The sequence below is a fragment of the Burkholderia sp. IO2 genome (assembly GCF_029522185.1).
In the GTDB taxonomy this organism is placed as follows: Bacteria; Pseudomonadota; Gammaproteobacteria; order Burkholderiales; family Burkholderiaceae; genus Burkholderia; species Burkholderia cenocepacia.
This window is the reverse complement of sequence record NZ_JAKWFH010000069.1, coordinates 18657-32842: the sequence shown is the minus strand read 5'-3', so window position 1 is coordinate 32842 and position 14186 is coordinate 18657. Positions and strand designations below refer to the sequence as shown.

14 protein-coding genes and 1 pseudogene are annotated in these 14186 nt (G+C 70.2%); 8 read left to right on the top strand and 7 right to left on the bottom strand.

Going from position 1 to position 14186, the window contains the following annotated elements; translation table 11 throughout:
- The 4 genes and pseudogenes from MMB92_RS30865 to fliE form a co-directional block, all read right to left on the bottom strand.
- Nucleotides 1–164: pseudogene (locus tag MMB92_RS30865) on the bottom strand (flagellar hook-length control protein FliK); the annotation flags it as partial.
- Nucleotides 165–296: 132 nt separating this feature from the next.
- Complete coding sequence (locus MMB92_RS30860) at nucleotides 297–629, bottom strand: flagellar protein FliT (protein ID WP_277563159.1); 333 nt, start codon at nucleotides 627–629, stop codon at nucleotides 297–299.
- On the bottom strand, nucleotides 626–1060 hold the full coding sequence (gene fliS, locus MMB92_RS30855) for a flagellar export chaperone FliS (RefSeq protein WP_006486995.1): 435 nt from the start codon (nucleotides 1058–1060) through the stop codon (nucleotides 626–628). The genes MMB92_RS30860 and fliS overlap by 4 nt, the downstream gene beginning before the upstream one ends.
- Nucleotides 1061–1285: 225 nt before the next feature.
- Complete coding sequence (gene fliE, locus MMB92_RS30850; RefSeq protein WP_006486991.1) at nucleotides 1286–1630, bottom strand: flagellar hook-basal body complex protein FliE; 345 nt, start codon at nucleotides 1628–1630, stop codon at nucleotides 1286–1288.
- Between the two features lie 248 nt (nucleotides 1631–1878).
- Here fliE and fliF point away from each other — a divergent pair, with 248 nt between their 5' ends.
- The 6 genes from fliF to MMB92_RS30820 are packed head-to-tail and all read left to right on the top strand — an operon-like array spanning nucleotide 1879 to nucleotide 8704.
- Complete coding sequence (gene fliF / locus MMB92_RS30845; protein WP_060267878.1) at nucleotides 1879–3642, top strand: flagellar basal-body MS-ring/collar protein FliF; 1764 nt, start codon at nucleotides 1879–1881, stop codon at nucleotides 3640–3642.
- Nucleotides 3632–4627: a flagellar motor switch protein FliG gene (gene fliG, locus MMB92_RS30840; RefSeq protein ID WP_006484813.1), complete on the top strand. Its 996-nt coding sequence runs from the start codon at nucleotides 3632–3634 to the stop codon at nucleotides 4625–4627. Before fliF ends, fliG begins: the two co-directional genes overlap by 11 nt.
- Entirely contained in the window at nucleotides 4620–5303 is a 684-nt protein-coding gene (gene fliH, locus MMB92_RS30835) for a flagellar assembly protein FliH (RefSeq protein ID WP_058901896.1), read from the top strand. The genes fliG and fliH overlap by 8 nt, the downstream gene beginning before the upstream one ends.
- Nucleotides 5297–6841, top strand: a complete 1545-nt coding sequence (fliI, locus tag MMB92_RS30830; protein ID WP_006495533.1) for a flagellar protein export ATPase FliI — start codon at nucleotides 5297–5299, stop codon at nucleotides 6839–6841. Before fliH ends, fliI begins: the two co-directional genes overlap by 7 nt.
- Before the next feature lie 5 nt (nucleotides 6842–6846).
- Nucleotides 6847–7305, top strand: a complete 459-nt coding sequence (gene fliJ / locus MMB92_RS30825; protein ID WP_006489106.1) for a flagellar export protein FliJ — start codon at nucleotides 6847–6849, stop codon at nucleotides 7303–7305.
- Between the two features lie 31 nt (nucleotides 7306–7336).
- The gene (locus tag MMB92_RS30820) at nucleotides 7337–8704 is read left to right on the top strand and encodes a flagellar hook-length control protein FliK (RefSeq protein WP_277563158.1); all 1368 of its coding nucleotides are present in this window, start codon (nucleotides 7337–7339) and stop codon (nucleotides 8702–8704) included.
- Between the two features lie 34 nt (nucleotides 8705–8738).
- Here MMB92_RS30820 and MMB92_RS30815 read toward each other — a convergent pair whose 3' ends face one another.
- A complete protein-coding gene (locus MMB92_RS30815) occupies nucleotides 8739–10379 on the bottom strand; it encodes a GMC family oxidoreductase N-terminal domain-containing protein (RefSeq protein WP_006485445.1) in 1641 nt (546 codons plus the stop codon).
- A gap of 223 nt (nucleotides 10380–10602) precedes the next feature.
- Here MMB92_RS30815 and MMB92_RS30810 point away from each other — a divergent pair, with 223 nt between their 5' ends.
- Both MMB92_RS30810 and MMB92_RS30805 read left to right on the top strand, forming a co-directional pair.
- Complete coding sequence (locus tag MMB92_RS30810) at nucleotides 10603–11109, top strand: hypothetical protein (RefSeq protein WP_154817278.1); 507 nt, start codon at nucleotides 10603–10605, stop codon at nucleotides 11107–11109.
- A complete protein-coding gene (locus MMB92_RS30805) occupies nucleotides 11106–12548 on the top strand; it encodes a coniferyl aldehyde dehydrogenase (RefSeq protein ID WP_058901898.1) in 1443 nt (480 codons plus the stop codon). The genes MMB92_RS30810 and MMB92_RS30805 overlap by 4 nt, the downstream gene beginning before the upstream one ends.
- Nucleotides 12549–12614: 66 nt before the next feature.
- On the opposite strand, the gene MMB92_RS30800 is transcribed toward MMB92_RS30805, so the two are convergent.
- Both MMB92_RS30800 and MMB92_RS30795 read right to left on the bottom strand, forming a co-directional pair.
- Nucleotides 12615–13637, bottom strand: coding sequence for a serine/threonine protein kinase (locus MMB92_RS30800; RefSeq protein ID WP_124675691.1), 1023 nt, complete (start codon nucleotides 13635–13637; stop codon nucleotides 12615–12617).
- Nucleotides 13638–13693: 56 nt separating this feature from the next.
- Nucleotides 13694–13906: a hypothetical protein gene (locus MMB92_RS30795; RefSeq protein WP_006477514.1), complete on the bottom strand. Its 213-nt coding sequence runs from the start codon at nucleotides 13904–13906 to the stop codon at nucleotides 13694–13696.
- Between the last annotated feature and the right edge of the window lie 280 nt (nucleotides 13907–14186).

Here is a 14186-nt window from a genome sequence, read left to right as displayed (position 1 = left end):
GCGGCGGGCGGGCTGCCGGCCGGCGGCGCGGACGATGCGCCGGCGCCCGGCGTGCCGACCTGCGCGGTCGCGCCGCCGCCGGCGGGCGCCGAAACGGTGCCGGTCAGCAGGCTGTCGAGGCGGCTCGCCAGCAGCGCGGCCGCAACGGAGTCGATACCGGTCATGATCGGAGCCTGCTTATATCAGCCACATCGTTGCGAATCCGGGTGCGGCACGCCGGTGCCGCTGCGGGAACAGCGCGCGCCGCGTGCGGCACCGGGCCCGGACGCTTCGCGCCCGTCTCCCGGAACCCGGCCCTACCCGCGCGCGCGGTAGAGATCGGTCAATACCTGGGTCGAGCGCCGCGCCTCGAACAGCGCGGACAGCCGCGCGACGTCCGGGCTCGCGAGATCGCGGATCGCGGCGTCGTCGGCCAGGATGCGGCGGATCAGGTCGAGCTTGCGGTCGAGATCCGATTCGTCGAGCGCGACGCCCGGATCGGCCTCCTTCAACCCGTCGACAAGCTGCATGAATTCGGCCTGCAACCCCGGCAACGCGCTCCAGTCGGCGCCGCGCGCGGCGCACAGCATCCGGCCCGACACGGCGGCGAGCGCCTCGTAACGCGCGAAGTATTCGGCCTTGTGATTCATCGTGATGCTTCCGCTACCTGTTGCGCGGCCATCCGCGCGACTTCCGGGGCGATGCCCGTCCATGCTTCCTCGAGCGTCGCGAGCAAGCCGTCGACCTCGACCAGCATCGCGTCGCTCGCCTGCGCGTTCGCTTCCAGCAGGCGCCGGCCGATATACGCGTACAGCGCATTGAGCCGGTCGGCGATCTCGCCGCCCGCGTCGCGGTTCAGCGACGCCTGCAGGCCGCTCTCGACGATCCGGATCGCCTTGCCGATCGCCTCGCCGCGCCCGGCCACGTTGTCCTGCTGCAGATGCATGCGCGCCAGCGCGATCGCCTGCCGCGCGCCCTGGTACAGCATCGCGATCAGCCGGTGCGGGGAGGCGCCCATCACCCCGGTCTCGACGCCGACACGCGCGTACGCACTGGCTCCAGCGTGTCCTGGGGAAAACATGCGCTTCTCCTTGTTATTGCCTGCTATACGGGAGCCGCCGCCGTGCGTTGCACGGCGCGGCCTTCACCGGAGTTATCGGAAGGGATTTGAAAAGCTTTAGGTGCGCGGGGGGCCGCCGCCGAGCCTGCGATGCCGGCTCGCCGGACTCGTTCGGCAGGCCCTGAACCGTCCGCGGATGTCCCCGGATGCCCGTCGCCGGATGGCCGTCCCCGGATGGCCGTCCCCTCACACCGACATCTGCATGATGTCGTTGTAAGCGCTCACTAGCTTGTTGCGGACCTGGAGCCCGAACTGGAAGCCGATATTGGCTTTCTGCATGTCGACCATCACGTCGTTCAGCGAGATGTTCGGCGCGCCGACCTCGAACGCCTTCGCCTCGCCGAGCGCGTGCTGCTGGTCGCCGCTGATCTTGTCGAGCGATGCCTTCATCGCGCTCGCGAACGTGCCGGCCGTCGCCGCGCCCGAGCCGGCCAGCGCCGCCGTCGGGCTCGCGACGCCGCCGGACGCCTGCGCGGCCATCGACTGCATCTGTTGCAACACCGAACCGATTCCGCTGACGTTCGCAGTCATGCTGTCCCCAGACATAGAGAAGAGACCCGGACGCACCGGGCGACCCGCCGGCGCCGCACCACGCGCACCATGCCGGATCGCGAAAAAGGATAGCAGCGCGGCGCGCGTCAAAGCCGCGAAAGTACGGGGGAAACCCCGCTCTTTTCGGTCGATCGGAGTGCGCCCCCGGTCACGATAATCGCATCGTGTCATTGTCCGCCCGCTCGTCCGAGCGAGCTCAGTCGTCCCGCTCCGGAGAAACTCGACGCATGGATTCGCAGGCCAACTCGCTGATCAACCCAGACGCCCGCGCGGGCCTCAGCCCGGCGCCCGGCGCCGCCGCGGCCGCCGCGTTGCCGGGCGCGGGTGGCGCAGGCGCGGACTTCGGGCTGGGCGGCTTCGCGGAACGCATTCCCGGCATCTCGCGGATGAAGGGCAACCCGAAGCTGCCGTTCGTGATCGCCGTCGCGTTCGCGATCGCCACGATCACCGCGCTCGTGCTGTGGAGCCGCGCGCCCGACTACCGCGTGCTGTACAGCAACCTGTCGGACCGCGACGGCGGCGCGATCATCGCCGCGCTCCAGCAGGCAAACGTTCCCTACAAGTTCGCCGATGCCGGCGGCGCGATCCTCGTGCCGTCGAACCAGGTGCACGAGACGCGCCTGAAGCTCGCCGCGATGGGGCTGCCGAAGGGCGGCTCGGTCGGCTTCGAGCTGATGGACAACCAGAAATTCGGCATCAGCCAGTTCGCCGAGCAGATCAACTACCAGCGCGCGCTCGAAGGCGAGCTGCAGCGCACCATCGAATCGATCAACGCCGTGCGCGGCGCGCGCGTGCATCTCGCGATCCCGAAGCCGTCGGTGTTCGTGCGCGACAAGGAAGCGCCGAGCGCGTCGGTGTTCGTCGACCTCTACCCGGGCCGCGTGCTCGACGAGGGCCAGGTGCAGGCGATCACGCGGATGGTGTCGTCCGGCGTGCCCGACATGCCGGCCAAGAACGTGACGATCGTCGACCAGGACGGCAACCTGCTGACCCAGACCGCGTCCGCTTCCGGCCTCGACGCGAGCCAGCTCAAGTATGTGCAGCAGGTCGAGCACAACACGCAGAAGCGCATCGACGCGATCCTCGCGCCGATCTTCGGCGCCGGCAACGCGCGCTCGCAGGTCAGCGCCGATCTCGATTTCTCGAAGATCGAGCAGACGTCGGAAAGCTACGGCCCGAACGGCACGCCGCAGCAAGCCGCGATCCGCAGCCAGCAGACCAGCAGCGCGACCGAGCTCGCGCAGGGCGGCGCGTCGGGCGTGCCGGGCGCGCTGTCGAACACGCCGCCGCAGCCGGCCTCCGCGCCGATCGTCGCCGGCAACGGCCAGAACGCGCCGCAGACCACGCCGGTCAGCGACCGCAAGGACCAGACGACCAACTACGAGCTCGACAAGACGATCCGCCATACCGAACAGCCGATGGGCAGCGTGAAGCGGCTGTCGGTCGCGGTCGTCGTCAACTACCAGCCGGTCGCCGACGCGAAGGGCCACGTGACGATGCAGCCGCTGCCGCCCGCGAAGCTCGCGCAGGTCGAGCAGCTCGTGAAGGACGCGATGGGCTACGACGAGAAGCGCGGCGACTCGGTGAACGTCGTGAACAGCGCGTTCTCGACCGTGAGCGACCCGTACGCCGACCTGCCGTGGTGGCGCCAGCCCGACATGATCGCGATGGCGAAGGAAGCCGCGAAGTGGCTCGGCATCGCGGCGGCCGCGGCGGCGCTGTACTTCATGTTCGTGCGCCCGGCGATGCGCCGCGCGTTCCCGCCGCCCGAGCCGGCCGCGCCGGCGCTCGCGGCGCCGGAAGACGCGGTCGCGCTCGACGGCCTGCCAGCGCCGGACAAGGCGGCGGAGGAACCGGACCCGCTGCTGCTCGGCTTCGAAAACGAGAAGAACCGCTACGAACGCAACCTCGACTACGCGCGCACGATCGCCCGCCAGGATCCGAAGATCGTCGCCACCGTCGTGAAGAACTGGGTGTCCGATGAACGCTGAAGGCTTGACCAAGAGCGCGCTGCTGCTGATGTCGATCGGCGAGGAAGAGGCCGCGCAGGTATTCAAGTTCCTCGCGCCGCGCGAGGTCCAGAAGATCGGCGCCGCGATGGCCGCGCTGAAGAACGTCACGCGCGAGCAGGTCGAGGACGTGCTGCAGGACTTCGTGAAGGAAGCCGAGCAGCACACCGCGCTGTCGCTCGATTCGAGCGAGTACATCCGCTCGGTGCTGACGAAGGCGCTCGGCGAGGACAAGGCCGGCGTGCTGATCGACCGCATCCTGCAGGGCAGCGACACGAGCGGCATCGAGGGCCTGAAGTGGATGGATTCGGGCGCGGTGGCCGAGCTGATCAAGAACGAGCATCCGCAGATCATCGCGACGATCCTCGTGCACCTCGACCGCGACCAGGCCTCGGAGATCGCGTCGTGCTTCACCGAACGGCTGCGTAACGACGTGCTGCTGCGGATCGCGACGCTCGACGGCATCCAGCCGGCCGCGCTGCGCGAACTCGACGACGTGCTGACGGGCCTGCTGTCCGGCAGCGACAACCTGAAGCGCAGCCCGATGGGCGGCATCCGCACCGCGGCCGAGATCCTGAACTTCATGACGAGCGTGCACGAGGAAGGCGTGCTCGAAAGCGTGCGCCAGTACGACGCCGATCTCGCGCAGAAGATCATCGACCAGATGTTCGTGTTCGAGAACCTGCTCGACCTCGAGGACCGCGCGATCCAGATGGTGCTCAAGGAAGTCGAGTCGGAAACGCTGATCGTCGCGCTGAAGGGCGCGCCGCCCGCGTTGCGCCAGAAGTTCCTCGCGAACATGTCGCAGCGCGCGGCCGAACTGCTCGCCGAGGATCTCGACGCGCGCGGCCCGGTGCGTGTGTCCGAAGTCGAGACGCAGCAGCGCCGCATCCTGCAGATCGTGCGCAACCTCGCCGAGAGCGGCCAGATCGCGATCGGCGGCAAGGCGGAAGACGCGTATGTCTGATTCGGCGAGCGATCGCGTGGGCACCCTCACCGCGTACCAGCGGTGGGAGATGGCGTCGTTCGACCCGCCGCCGCCCCCGCCGCCGCCCGACCACGCGGCGGCCGCTGCCGCCGCGCTCGCCGAGGAACTGCAGCGCGTGCGCGACGCCGCGCACGCCGAAGGCCATGCGGCCGGCCACGTCGAAGGCCAGGCGCTCGGCTACCAGGCCGGTTTCGAGCAGGGCCGCGAACAGGGTTTCGAGGCCGGCCAGGCCGACGCCCGAGAACAGGCCGCGCAGCTCGCGGCGCTCGCCGCGTCGTTCCGCGAAGCCGTGTCCGCCGTCGAACACGATCTCGCATCCGAGCTCGCGCAGCTCGCGCTCGACATCGCGCAGCAGGTCGTGCGCCAGCACGTGAAGCACGACCCGGCCGCGCTGGTCGCCGCCGTGCGCGACGTGCTCGCGGCCGAACCCGCGCTGTCCGGCGCGCCGCATCTCGCGGTGAATCCGGCCGACCTGCCCGTCGTCGAAGCGTATCTGCAGGACGATCTCGACACGCTCGGCTGGACCGTGCGCACCGACGCGTCGATCGAGCGCGGCGGCTGCCGCGCGCACGCCGCGACCGGCGAGGTCGACGCGACGCTGCCCACGCGCTGGCAGCGCGTCGCCGCCGCGATCGGCAAGGTGAGCACGTGGTGACGCGCTCGCCCGACGCGTTCGCGCACGACGGCATGACGCCGCTCGAACGCGAGCTCGCGCTCGCGTCGTTCGGGCCGGCGGCCGCGCACGATCCCGCGGACGACGCCACGCCGCACGCCGCATCCGAGGCTGCCGACGCCGCCCCGCGCGCGCCGCACAATCCGCATCTCGCGCACTGGCGCACGCACCTGAACGGGCTCGCCGCGCGCAGCCACCGCGCGCTGCCGCTGCGGCCGTGCGGACGCCTCACGCGCGCGGCCGGCCTCGTGCTCGAGGCGATCGGGCTGCGCCTGTCGGTCGGCGCCGAATGCACGATCGAACTGCCGCCCGGCAGCACGCTGCCGCACGCGGAAGCCGAAGTCGTCGGCTTCGCCGGCGACCGCCTGTTCCTGATGCCGACCACCGACGTCGCCGGCGTCCTGCCCGGCGCCCGCGTGTGGCCGCGCGAAAGCGCGCCCGTCGCCGATCCGCTCGCGGGCGCGAAGCGGCTGCCGGTCGGCTGGGAGATGCTCGGGCGCGTCGTCGACGCGTCGGGCCGCCCGCTCGACGGCCTCGGCCCGCTCGCGTCGAAAGTCGATGCACCGCTGTCGGCGCCGTCGATCAATCCGCTCGATCGCGAGCCGATCCACCACGTGCTCGACGTCGGCGTGCGCGCGATCAACGCGCTGCTCACCGTCGGCCGCGGCCAGCGGATGGGCCTGTTCGCCGGCTCCGGCGTCGGCAAGTCGGTGCTGCTCGGCACGATGGCGCGCTATACGAGCGCGGAAGTGATCGTGATCGGCCTGATCGGCGAACGCGGCCGCGAAGTGAAGGAATTCATCGAACAGATCCTCGGCGAGGACGGGCTCGCGCGCTCGGTCGTCGTCGCGGCGCCGGCCGACGTGTCGCCGCTGTTGCGGATGCAGGGCGCCGCGTACGCGACGTCGCTCGCCGAGTATTTCCGCGACCAGGGCAAGCACGTGCTGCTGCTGATGGATTCGCTGACGCGCTATGCGATGGCGCAGCGCGAGATCGCGCTGGCGATCGGCGAGCCGCCCGCGACGAAAGGCTATCCGCCGTCGGTGTTCGCGAAGCTGCCCGCGCTCGTCGAGCGCACCGGCAACGGCCCCGAAGGCGGCGGCTCGATCACCGCGTTCTACACGGTGCTGACCGAGGGCGACGACCAGCAGGACCCGATCGCCGATTCGGCGCGCGCGATCCTCGACGGCCACATCGTGCTGTCGCGTGCGCTCGCCGAGGCCGGCCACTATCCCGCGATCGACATCGAGGCGTCGATCAGCCGCGCGATGACCGCGCTGATCGACGAAACGCATCTCGACCACGTGCGGCAGTTCAAGCAGATGCTGTCGCGCTACCAGCGCAATCGCGACCTGATCGCGGTCGGCGCCTACGCGCCCGGCCGCGACGCACAGCTCGACCGCGCGATCGCGCTCTACCCGCGCATCGAAGCGTTCCTGCAGCAGGGCTTTCGCGAATGCGCGCCGTTCGCATCGAGCCTCACTGCGCTCGATGCGCTGTTCGACGCTTACGGAGGCTGATCCCGATGGCCCACGGCTTTCCCCTTCAGCTGCTGCTCGACCGCGCGCAGGAAGACCTCGACTCGGCCGCGAAGCAGCTCGGCGCCGCGCAGCGCGACCGCACCGCGGCGGCCGAACAGCTCGACGCGCTGCTGCGCTATCGCGACGAATACCACGCACGCTTCGCGCAATCCGCGCAGAGCGGGATGCCGGCCGGCAACTGGCGCAATTTCCAGGCGTTCATCGACACGCTCGATGCCGCGATCGCGCAGCAGCGCAGCGTGCTCGCCGCGGCCGAAGTCCGCATCGACGAGGCGCGCCCGAACTGGCAGCAGAAGAAGCGTACCGTCGGCTCGTATGAAATCCTGCAGGCGCGCGGCGTCGCGCAGGAAGCGCAGCGCGACGCCCGGCGCGAACAGCGCGACGCCGACGAACACGCCGCGAAGATCCTGCGCATGCGGGCCGACGCGGCCCGCTCGTCGTAACCGACCACCGCCTTCGAACGAGAGAACCGTCATGCCTCCCCTGCCCCTGCTCGGCGCGCTGCTCGACACCGCCGGCGCCGCACTCAAGGCCGCCCGTGGCTCGGGTGCGTCCGCCGCCGGCGCCGATGCGGCCGCTGCCACGAGCGCCGTGCCGTTCGCTCAGACGCTCAAGCAAAGCGTCGCCACGCGCGGCGATACGGCCAACGCCGGTACGCCGGACGCGTCGACCAGACCGGCTTCGTCGAAGCCGGCCGCCGGCGCGAAACCGTCCGGCACCGACGACGACACGGCGACCGACGACACGCCCGCGAACGCCGCCACCGCGAACCCCGATGCCGCCGCCCTCGCGGCCGCCGCCGCCGTGCAGGCGCAACTGCAGGCGCGCCCGGACACCGCGACGCCGGCCGACGCGGCGACCGCCGCCGCGGCCGCCACCACGCAAAAGACGGCCGTGTCCGGCCAGCCGGACGCCACGGCGACGCTCGCCGATCATGCGGCCAAGGACGCGACCGCGCAGCCAACCGACCCGGCATCGAGCCGCGACGCGCTGCAAGCGGCGCTCGCCAAGCTGACGGGTGGCGCGGGCGCGATCACGATGCCGGCGACCGGCACGAGCGCCGCCGCCACGACTACGACGCCGGCAGCGACCGCGTCGAACGCCGCCGCCCCGCTGACACCGAAAGTGCCGACGTTCGACCGCACGCTCGCCGACGCGAAAGGCGCGCTCGCCACCCAGCCCGCGCCGACCCAGGTCACGCCGCAAACGCTGCAGGCCGACGCGAACGCGCAGTCCAGCGCCCAGCACGCGCTCACGGCAGCCAGCAACGCGACGGACCCGGCCGCCAGCGCGACGCTCGCGGCGGGCGCCACGGCTGCCGCCGCCGCGCAGGCAAACCTGCAACTGTCGCCGGCCGCCGGCGCGATCGCCGCCGCCAACGCACACGCGCTCGCGCCGCACGTCGGCACGGCCGACTGGACGGATGCACTAAGCCAGAAAGTGGTGTTCCTGTCGAACGCGCACCAGCAGAGCGCCGAGCTGACGCTCAACCCGCCCGATCTCGGGCCGCTGCAGGTCGTGCTGCGCGTTGCGGACAACCATGCGCACGCGCTGTTCGTGTCGCAGCACGCGCAGGTGCGCGACGCGGTCGAAGCCGCGCTGCCGAAGCTGCGCGAAGCGATGGAAGCAGGCGGACTCGGGCTCGGCAGCGCGACCGTCAGCGACGGCGGCCTCGCGTCGCAGCAACAGCAGCCCAACCCGCAGCAGACTTTCGCCGGCGGCCAGTCGTCGCGACGCGGGAACGGCGGACCGTCAGCCGTCGATGCACCTGTCGACGCCGCGCAATCCGCACCGGTCGCCGCGCGCGCGAGCCGCGCCGGCCTCGTCGATACGTTTGCCTGAGCATGGCCGCTGCCGTGCCGTGCGCGCGCCGCGCCTAGCGGCCGTGCACCGCGGTAGCCGCCTCGCCGCGCGGCACACCGCCGCGGCGCGCCGCGACGATGAAGTCCGCCGCGCGTTCGCCGATCATCACCGACGGCGCATTCGTGTTCCCGCCCACCAGCGTCGGCATCACCGACGCATCCACCACGCGCAACCCGTCGACGCCGCGCACGCGCAGTTGCGGATCGACGACCGCGCGCGCATCGGAGCCCATCCGGCAGGTGCCGACCGGGTGATAGATCGTGTCCGCATGCGCGACGATCGTCGCGCGCAGCTCCGCTTCGCTCTGGTCCGGCCGCGTGTACAGCTCGCGCCCGCCCTGCGACGCGAGCGGCGCCTGCGACAGGATGCGGCGCATCGCCTGCGCGCCGCGCACCAGCAGGTCGAGATCGCGTGAATCGCTGAAGAAGCGCGGATCGATCAGCGGCGCGTCGCGCGCATCGCCGCTCGCGAGCGCGACCGTGCCGCGGCTGAACGGCCGCAGCGCGCACACGTGCAGCGAATAGCCGAAGCCCCAGTGCATCTTGCGGTTGTGGTCGTCGACGAGCGCCGTGCAGAAATGCAGTTGCAGGTCGGGACGCGCGAGCGACGGATCGCTCTTGATGAAACCGCCGGCCTCCGCGACGTTGCTCGTCATCATCCCGGTGCGGCTCGAGAAATAGCGCGCGAGCGCCGGCGTCATCTTCGCGATGCCGCGCACGCACACGCCGACCAGCTCCGACGAATTCACGCGCGTGTTGATGATGAAATCGATGTGGTCGATCAGGTTCGTGCCGACGTCCGGCGCATCCTGCACGACCGCGATCCCGTGGCGGCGCAGTTGCTCCGCCGGGCCGATTCCCGAACACATCAGCAGTTGCGGCGAATTGAACGCGCCGGCCGACAGGATCACTTCCGCGCGTGCGCCGAGCGTCTCGACCCGCCCGTTGCGCGACACCACGACGCCGACCGCGCGCTTGCCGTCGAAGCCGACGCGCAGCACCGTCGCATCCGTGAGCACGTGCAGGTTCGGCCGGTTGCGGCCGTAGATATACGCGCGCGCCACGCTGCAGCGCGAACCGTCGCGATGCGTGACCTGATAGAAGCCGACGCCTTCCTGCGTCGCGCCGTTGAAGTCGTCGTTCAGCGGATAGCCGGCGGCATGCGCGGCCTGGATGAATCGTTCGGAGAACGGATTGCGAAAGCGCAGATCGGAAACGGTCAACGGGCCGTCCGCGCCGTGCCACGCGTCGGCGCCGCGTTCGTTGCCTTCCGCGCGGCGGAAATACGGCAGCACGTCCTGCCAGCCCCAGCCCGTCGCGCCGAGCTGCGCCCACTCGTCGTAATCGCCCGGGTGGCCGCGCGTATAGATCATCGCGTTGATCGCGCTCGAGCCGCCCATCCCGCGCCCGCGCGGCTGGTAACCGCGCCGCCCGCCGAGGCCCGGCTGCGGCACCGTCTCGTAGCCGTAGTTCGTGCCGAGCTTGAACGGCACCAGCGCCGCGATGCCGACCGGCATGTTGACCAGCAGGTTGCGCTCCGTATGCGAGCCGGCCTCGATCAGTGCGATCGTCGCATCGGGGCAGGCATCGGCGAGACGGCCGGCCAGGCTCGAGCCGCCCGAACCGCCGCCGACGATGATGTAGTCGTATTGCATGTCACGTCTCCGTCGTGTCATGGAAGGCGCGCCGGCACCGCCGCGCGACCGCGTCCCCTCTTGTGTTCGGGCATTGTAGGAATGGCCGTCCCGTGCGCGGCGCGCGGATTCAAGAGCGATTCCTCTAAACGCCCGCGTGAACTAAATTTAAGATGTATCGAATCGCTTCGCGCGATGCACCGGCCACGAGAAGCCGACTCGTCGCGAAACGGGAGGAACGACGATGCAGCGCCAGATCCTGCAGGCCGCGTGTCGACCGGATGATCCGGAGGTCACGCGCGCGGCCCGCATTTCATTTCAAACGGCGGCCTGTGCGACGACGTACGGCGTCATGCGCGCAGTCGGTGGAAATCGAACGGCACGCGCCATCGCCGACCGTTTGGACGGTGTGTCGACGTCGCTGCACGATGAGCGGCGACGGGTCGTCGCGTACCCGTCGCGCGGCCCTGCTGCGGTGCACCGGCAGGCGTGCGCGCAACGGCATCGCGCGCCCGCTCGTCACCGTATCGGATCGTGCGCGCCTGCCGTGCGACGCACTTTTCGGACGGGGACACCGTCGCGCGGATACGACGCTTGCCGCATACCGCAACCGGCTTTCGAACACCCGTCGCATCCGGCCCCGTGCCGCGCGACCCGCATCACCCGATCCGCGTCGCCGCGCTCGCCGAGCGTGCGCGTGCGGCGTGACGGCCGGCCGATCAGCCAGGCCCAACTGGAGGAGACGACATGAAGAACGACCTGCCCGAACTGGCCCCGCAAGCACTGCCGTCGGTCGATGCGCTGACGTCGCTGCTGCACGACCAGCGCGCGGCGTACCTGCGCGCACCGTACCCGGCATGGGACACGCGTGCGCAGCACCTGCGCGCGCTGCGCACGATGCTGATCGATCACGCGGATGCGCTCGCCGACGCGATCAGCGCCGATTTCGGCCATCGCGCGAAGCAGGAAGTGCTGCTGTCGGAAATCTGGATGGCGAAGGAAGAGATCGACGACGCGCTGAAGCACGGCAAGCGCTGGATGAAGCCGATCCGCAAGCCGATGAACAAGTGGCTGCGCCCGGCGCGCGCGAAGGTGATTCCGCAGCCGCTCGGCGTGGTCGGCATCGTCGTGCCGTGGAACTATCCCGTGCTGCTCGCGGCCGGCCCGCTGATCTGCGCGCTCGCCGCCGGCAACCGCGCGATCATCAAGATGTCCGAACTGACGCCGCGCACGTCGGCGCTGTTCGAGCAGCTCATCGGCAAGACCTTCACGCGCGACCACGTCGCGGTCGTGAATGGCGACGCGGAGATCGGCGCCGCGTTCAGCGCGCTGCCGTTCGATCACCTGTTGTTCACCGGCTCGACGCAGGTCGGCCGCCACGTGATGCGCGCGGCCGCGGACAACCTCACGCCCGTCACGCTCGAGCTCGGCGGCAAGTCGCCGGCGATCGTCGGCCCGAATGCGCGCTTCGACGCGGCCGTCGATGCGATCGTCGCCGGCAAGACGCTGAACGCCGGCCAGACCTGCATCGCGCCCGACTACGTGCTGCTGCCGCGCGGGATGGAAGGCGCGTTCATCGAACGCGCGCGGACCCGCTTCGCGAAGCTGTATCCGGACCTGTCGGCCAACGGCGACTACACGACGATCGTGTCGCCGCGCCACTACGCCCGCCTGCAGCAACTCGCGAGCGGCGCGCAGGCGGCCGGCGCGCAGTTGCATCCGCTGTCCGATGCGCAGTCCGATCCCGCATCGCGCCGCTTCGTGCCGTGCGCGCTCACGCAGGTGCCCGCCACGTCGCAACTGATGCAGGAGGAAATCTTCGGGCCGCTGCTGCCGCTCGTGCCGTACGAGCGGCTCGACGAAGCGATCGCGTACGTCAATGCGCGCCCGCGTCCGCTCGCGCTGTACCTGTTCGACGAGGATGGCGGCACGATCGACCGCGTGATGCGCGAAACGATCTCGGGCGGCGTCTCGATCAACGAAACGCTGATGCACATCGCATGCGGCAGTTTGCCGTTCGGCGGGGTCGGGGCGAGCGGCATGGGTGCGTACCACGGCTACGATGGCTTCGTGACGTTCTCGAAGATGAAGCCGGTGCTCACGCAGGCGCGCCTGAACGCGCGCAACCTGCTCGCGCCGCCGTACGGCAAGCGCTTCGCCGCGCTGATCAAGCTGATGCTGAAGTTCTGAGCCGGACGGGCCGCGTCGCGGCCCTGTCCAACCTGCCGCGCGGCAGGGATGCCGCGCGCGCAACGGTCACACGGGCCAGAGCGGCCCTTCCTGCATCGCGCCGATCTGCTCGCGCAGTTCGAGCACGCGCGCTTCCCAGTAACGATGCGTGTTGAACCACGGGAACGCGGCCGGAAACGCCGGATCGTCCCAACGCCGCGCGAGCCACGCCGCGTAGTGGATCAGCCGCAGCGTGCGCAGCGCTTCGACGAGATACAGCTCGCGCGGCTCGAATTCGCAGAAATCCTCGTAGCCGGCGAGCAGGTCCGCCAGCGCGCGCGACGCGCCTTCGCGATCGCCCGGCAGCAGCAACCACAGATCCTGCACGGCCGGCGCCATCCGGCTATCGTCGAAGTCGACGAAATGCGGGCCGGCATCGGTCCACAGCACGTTGCTCGGATGACAGTCGCCATGCGTGCGCAGCAGGCGAATCTCGCCCGCGCGCTCGAACGCCGCCTCGACGCCTTCGAGCGCCAGCGCGACCGCGGTCTCGTACGCCGGTCTTACGTCATCCGGAATGAAATCGTGCGTGAGCAGGTAGTCGCGCGGCTCGTAGCCGAACGTGCCGATGTCGAGCACGGGACGCGCGACATACGGCTGCGTCGCACCGACCGCATGAATGCGGCCGATGAAGCGGCCGAGCCACTCGAGCGTGTCGCTGCGGTCGAGATCGGGTGCGCGCCCGCCGCGCCGCTCGAAGATCGAGAAGCGGAAACCGTCGAACGCGTGCAGCGTGCGGCCGTCGAACGATCGCGCGGGCACCGCCGGAATCTCGCGCGCGGCGAGTTCGGCGACGAACGCATGCTCTTCGAGAATCGCGTCGTCCGACCAGCGCGCCGGGCGATAGAACTTCGCGACGACCGGCGGGCCGTCTTCGATACCGACCTGGTAGACGCGGTTTTCGTAGCTGTTGAGGGCAAGCAAGCGCCCGTCGGTGCGCAGGCCGGCCGGCATCAGCACGCTGTCGAGCGCGTCGAGCACGCATTCGGGCGTGAGGCCGGCGAACGGCGGGCTGGCGGGAGAAGCGGGAGCGGAGGTGGCGTCTGTCATGCCCCGCATTGTGCCGCCTGCCGGACCGAAAGACGAGCGTCCGGTGCGATGGGTGCTTAGTGAAGCGCCGCGCCGGCCGGCAGAACGGATTCGCCGGTGTCGATCAGGTCCTCGAGAAAGAACGGCTCGGTGTTGAGTTCTTTCGACTCACCCGGCACGCCCGCGTACCAGGTCACCATGGCCATGTCGCCCAGGATGCGCTGGACGATGCCGCGCGCGCCTTTCGGCACCGCGATATGGGTAGTGCAGACGATCGACCCGATATGCATGATGGTTCCCCACTCTTGAATCTTGAAACCCGGCCCGCTGGCGAGCCGGCAAATGCCCGATCCGCGCCGCTCTCGGCGGAGCGTTGCGCGTGATCCCATTGTTCACGGTTTATCGAAGCGCGAAAAGAAGAAGAAGCAGGCGAAGTGCCGCGAATTCGTCGAATGTCTCCAATCAACCACTGCGTCGGGCACGTACTTGCCCGCCCGGCTACCCCCATCATACCCTGTCGAATGTGACTGACCACCGAAACGGTACCGCGCCACCACACGCCCATGATTG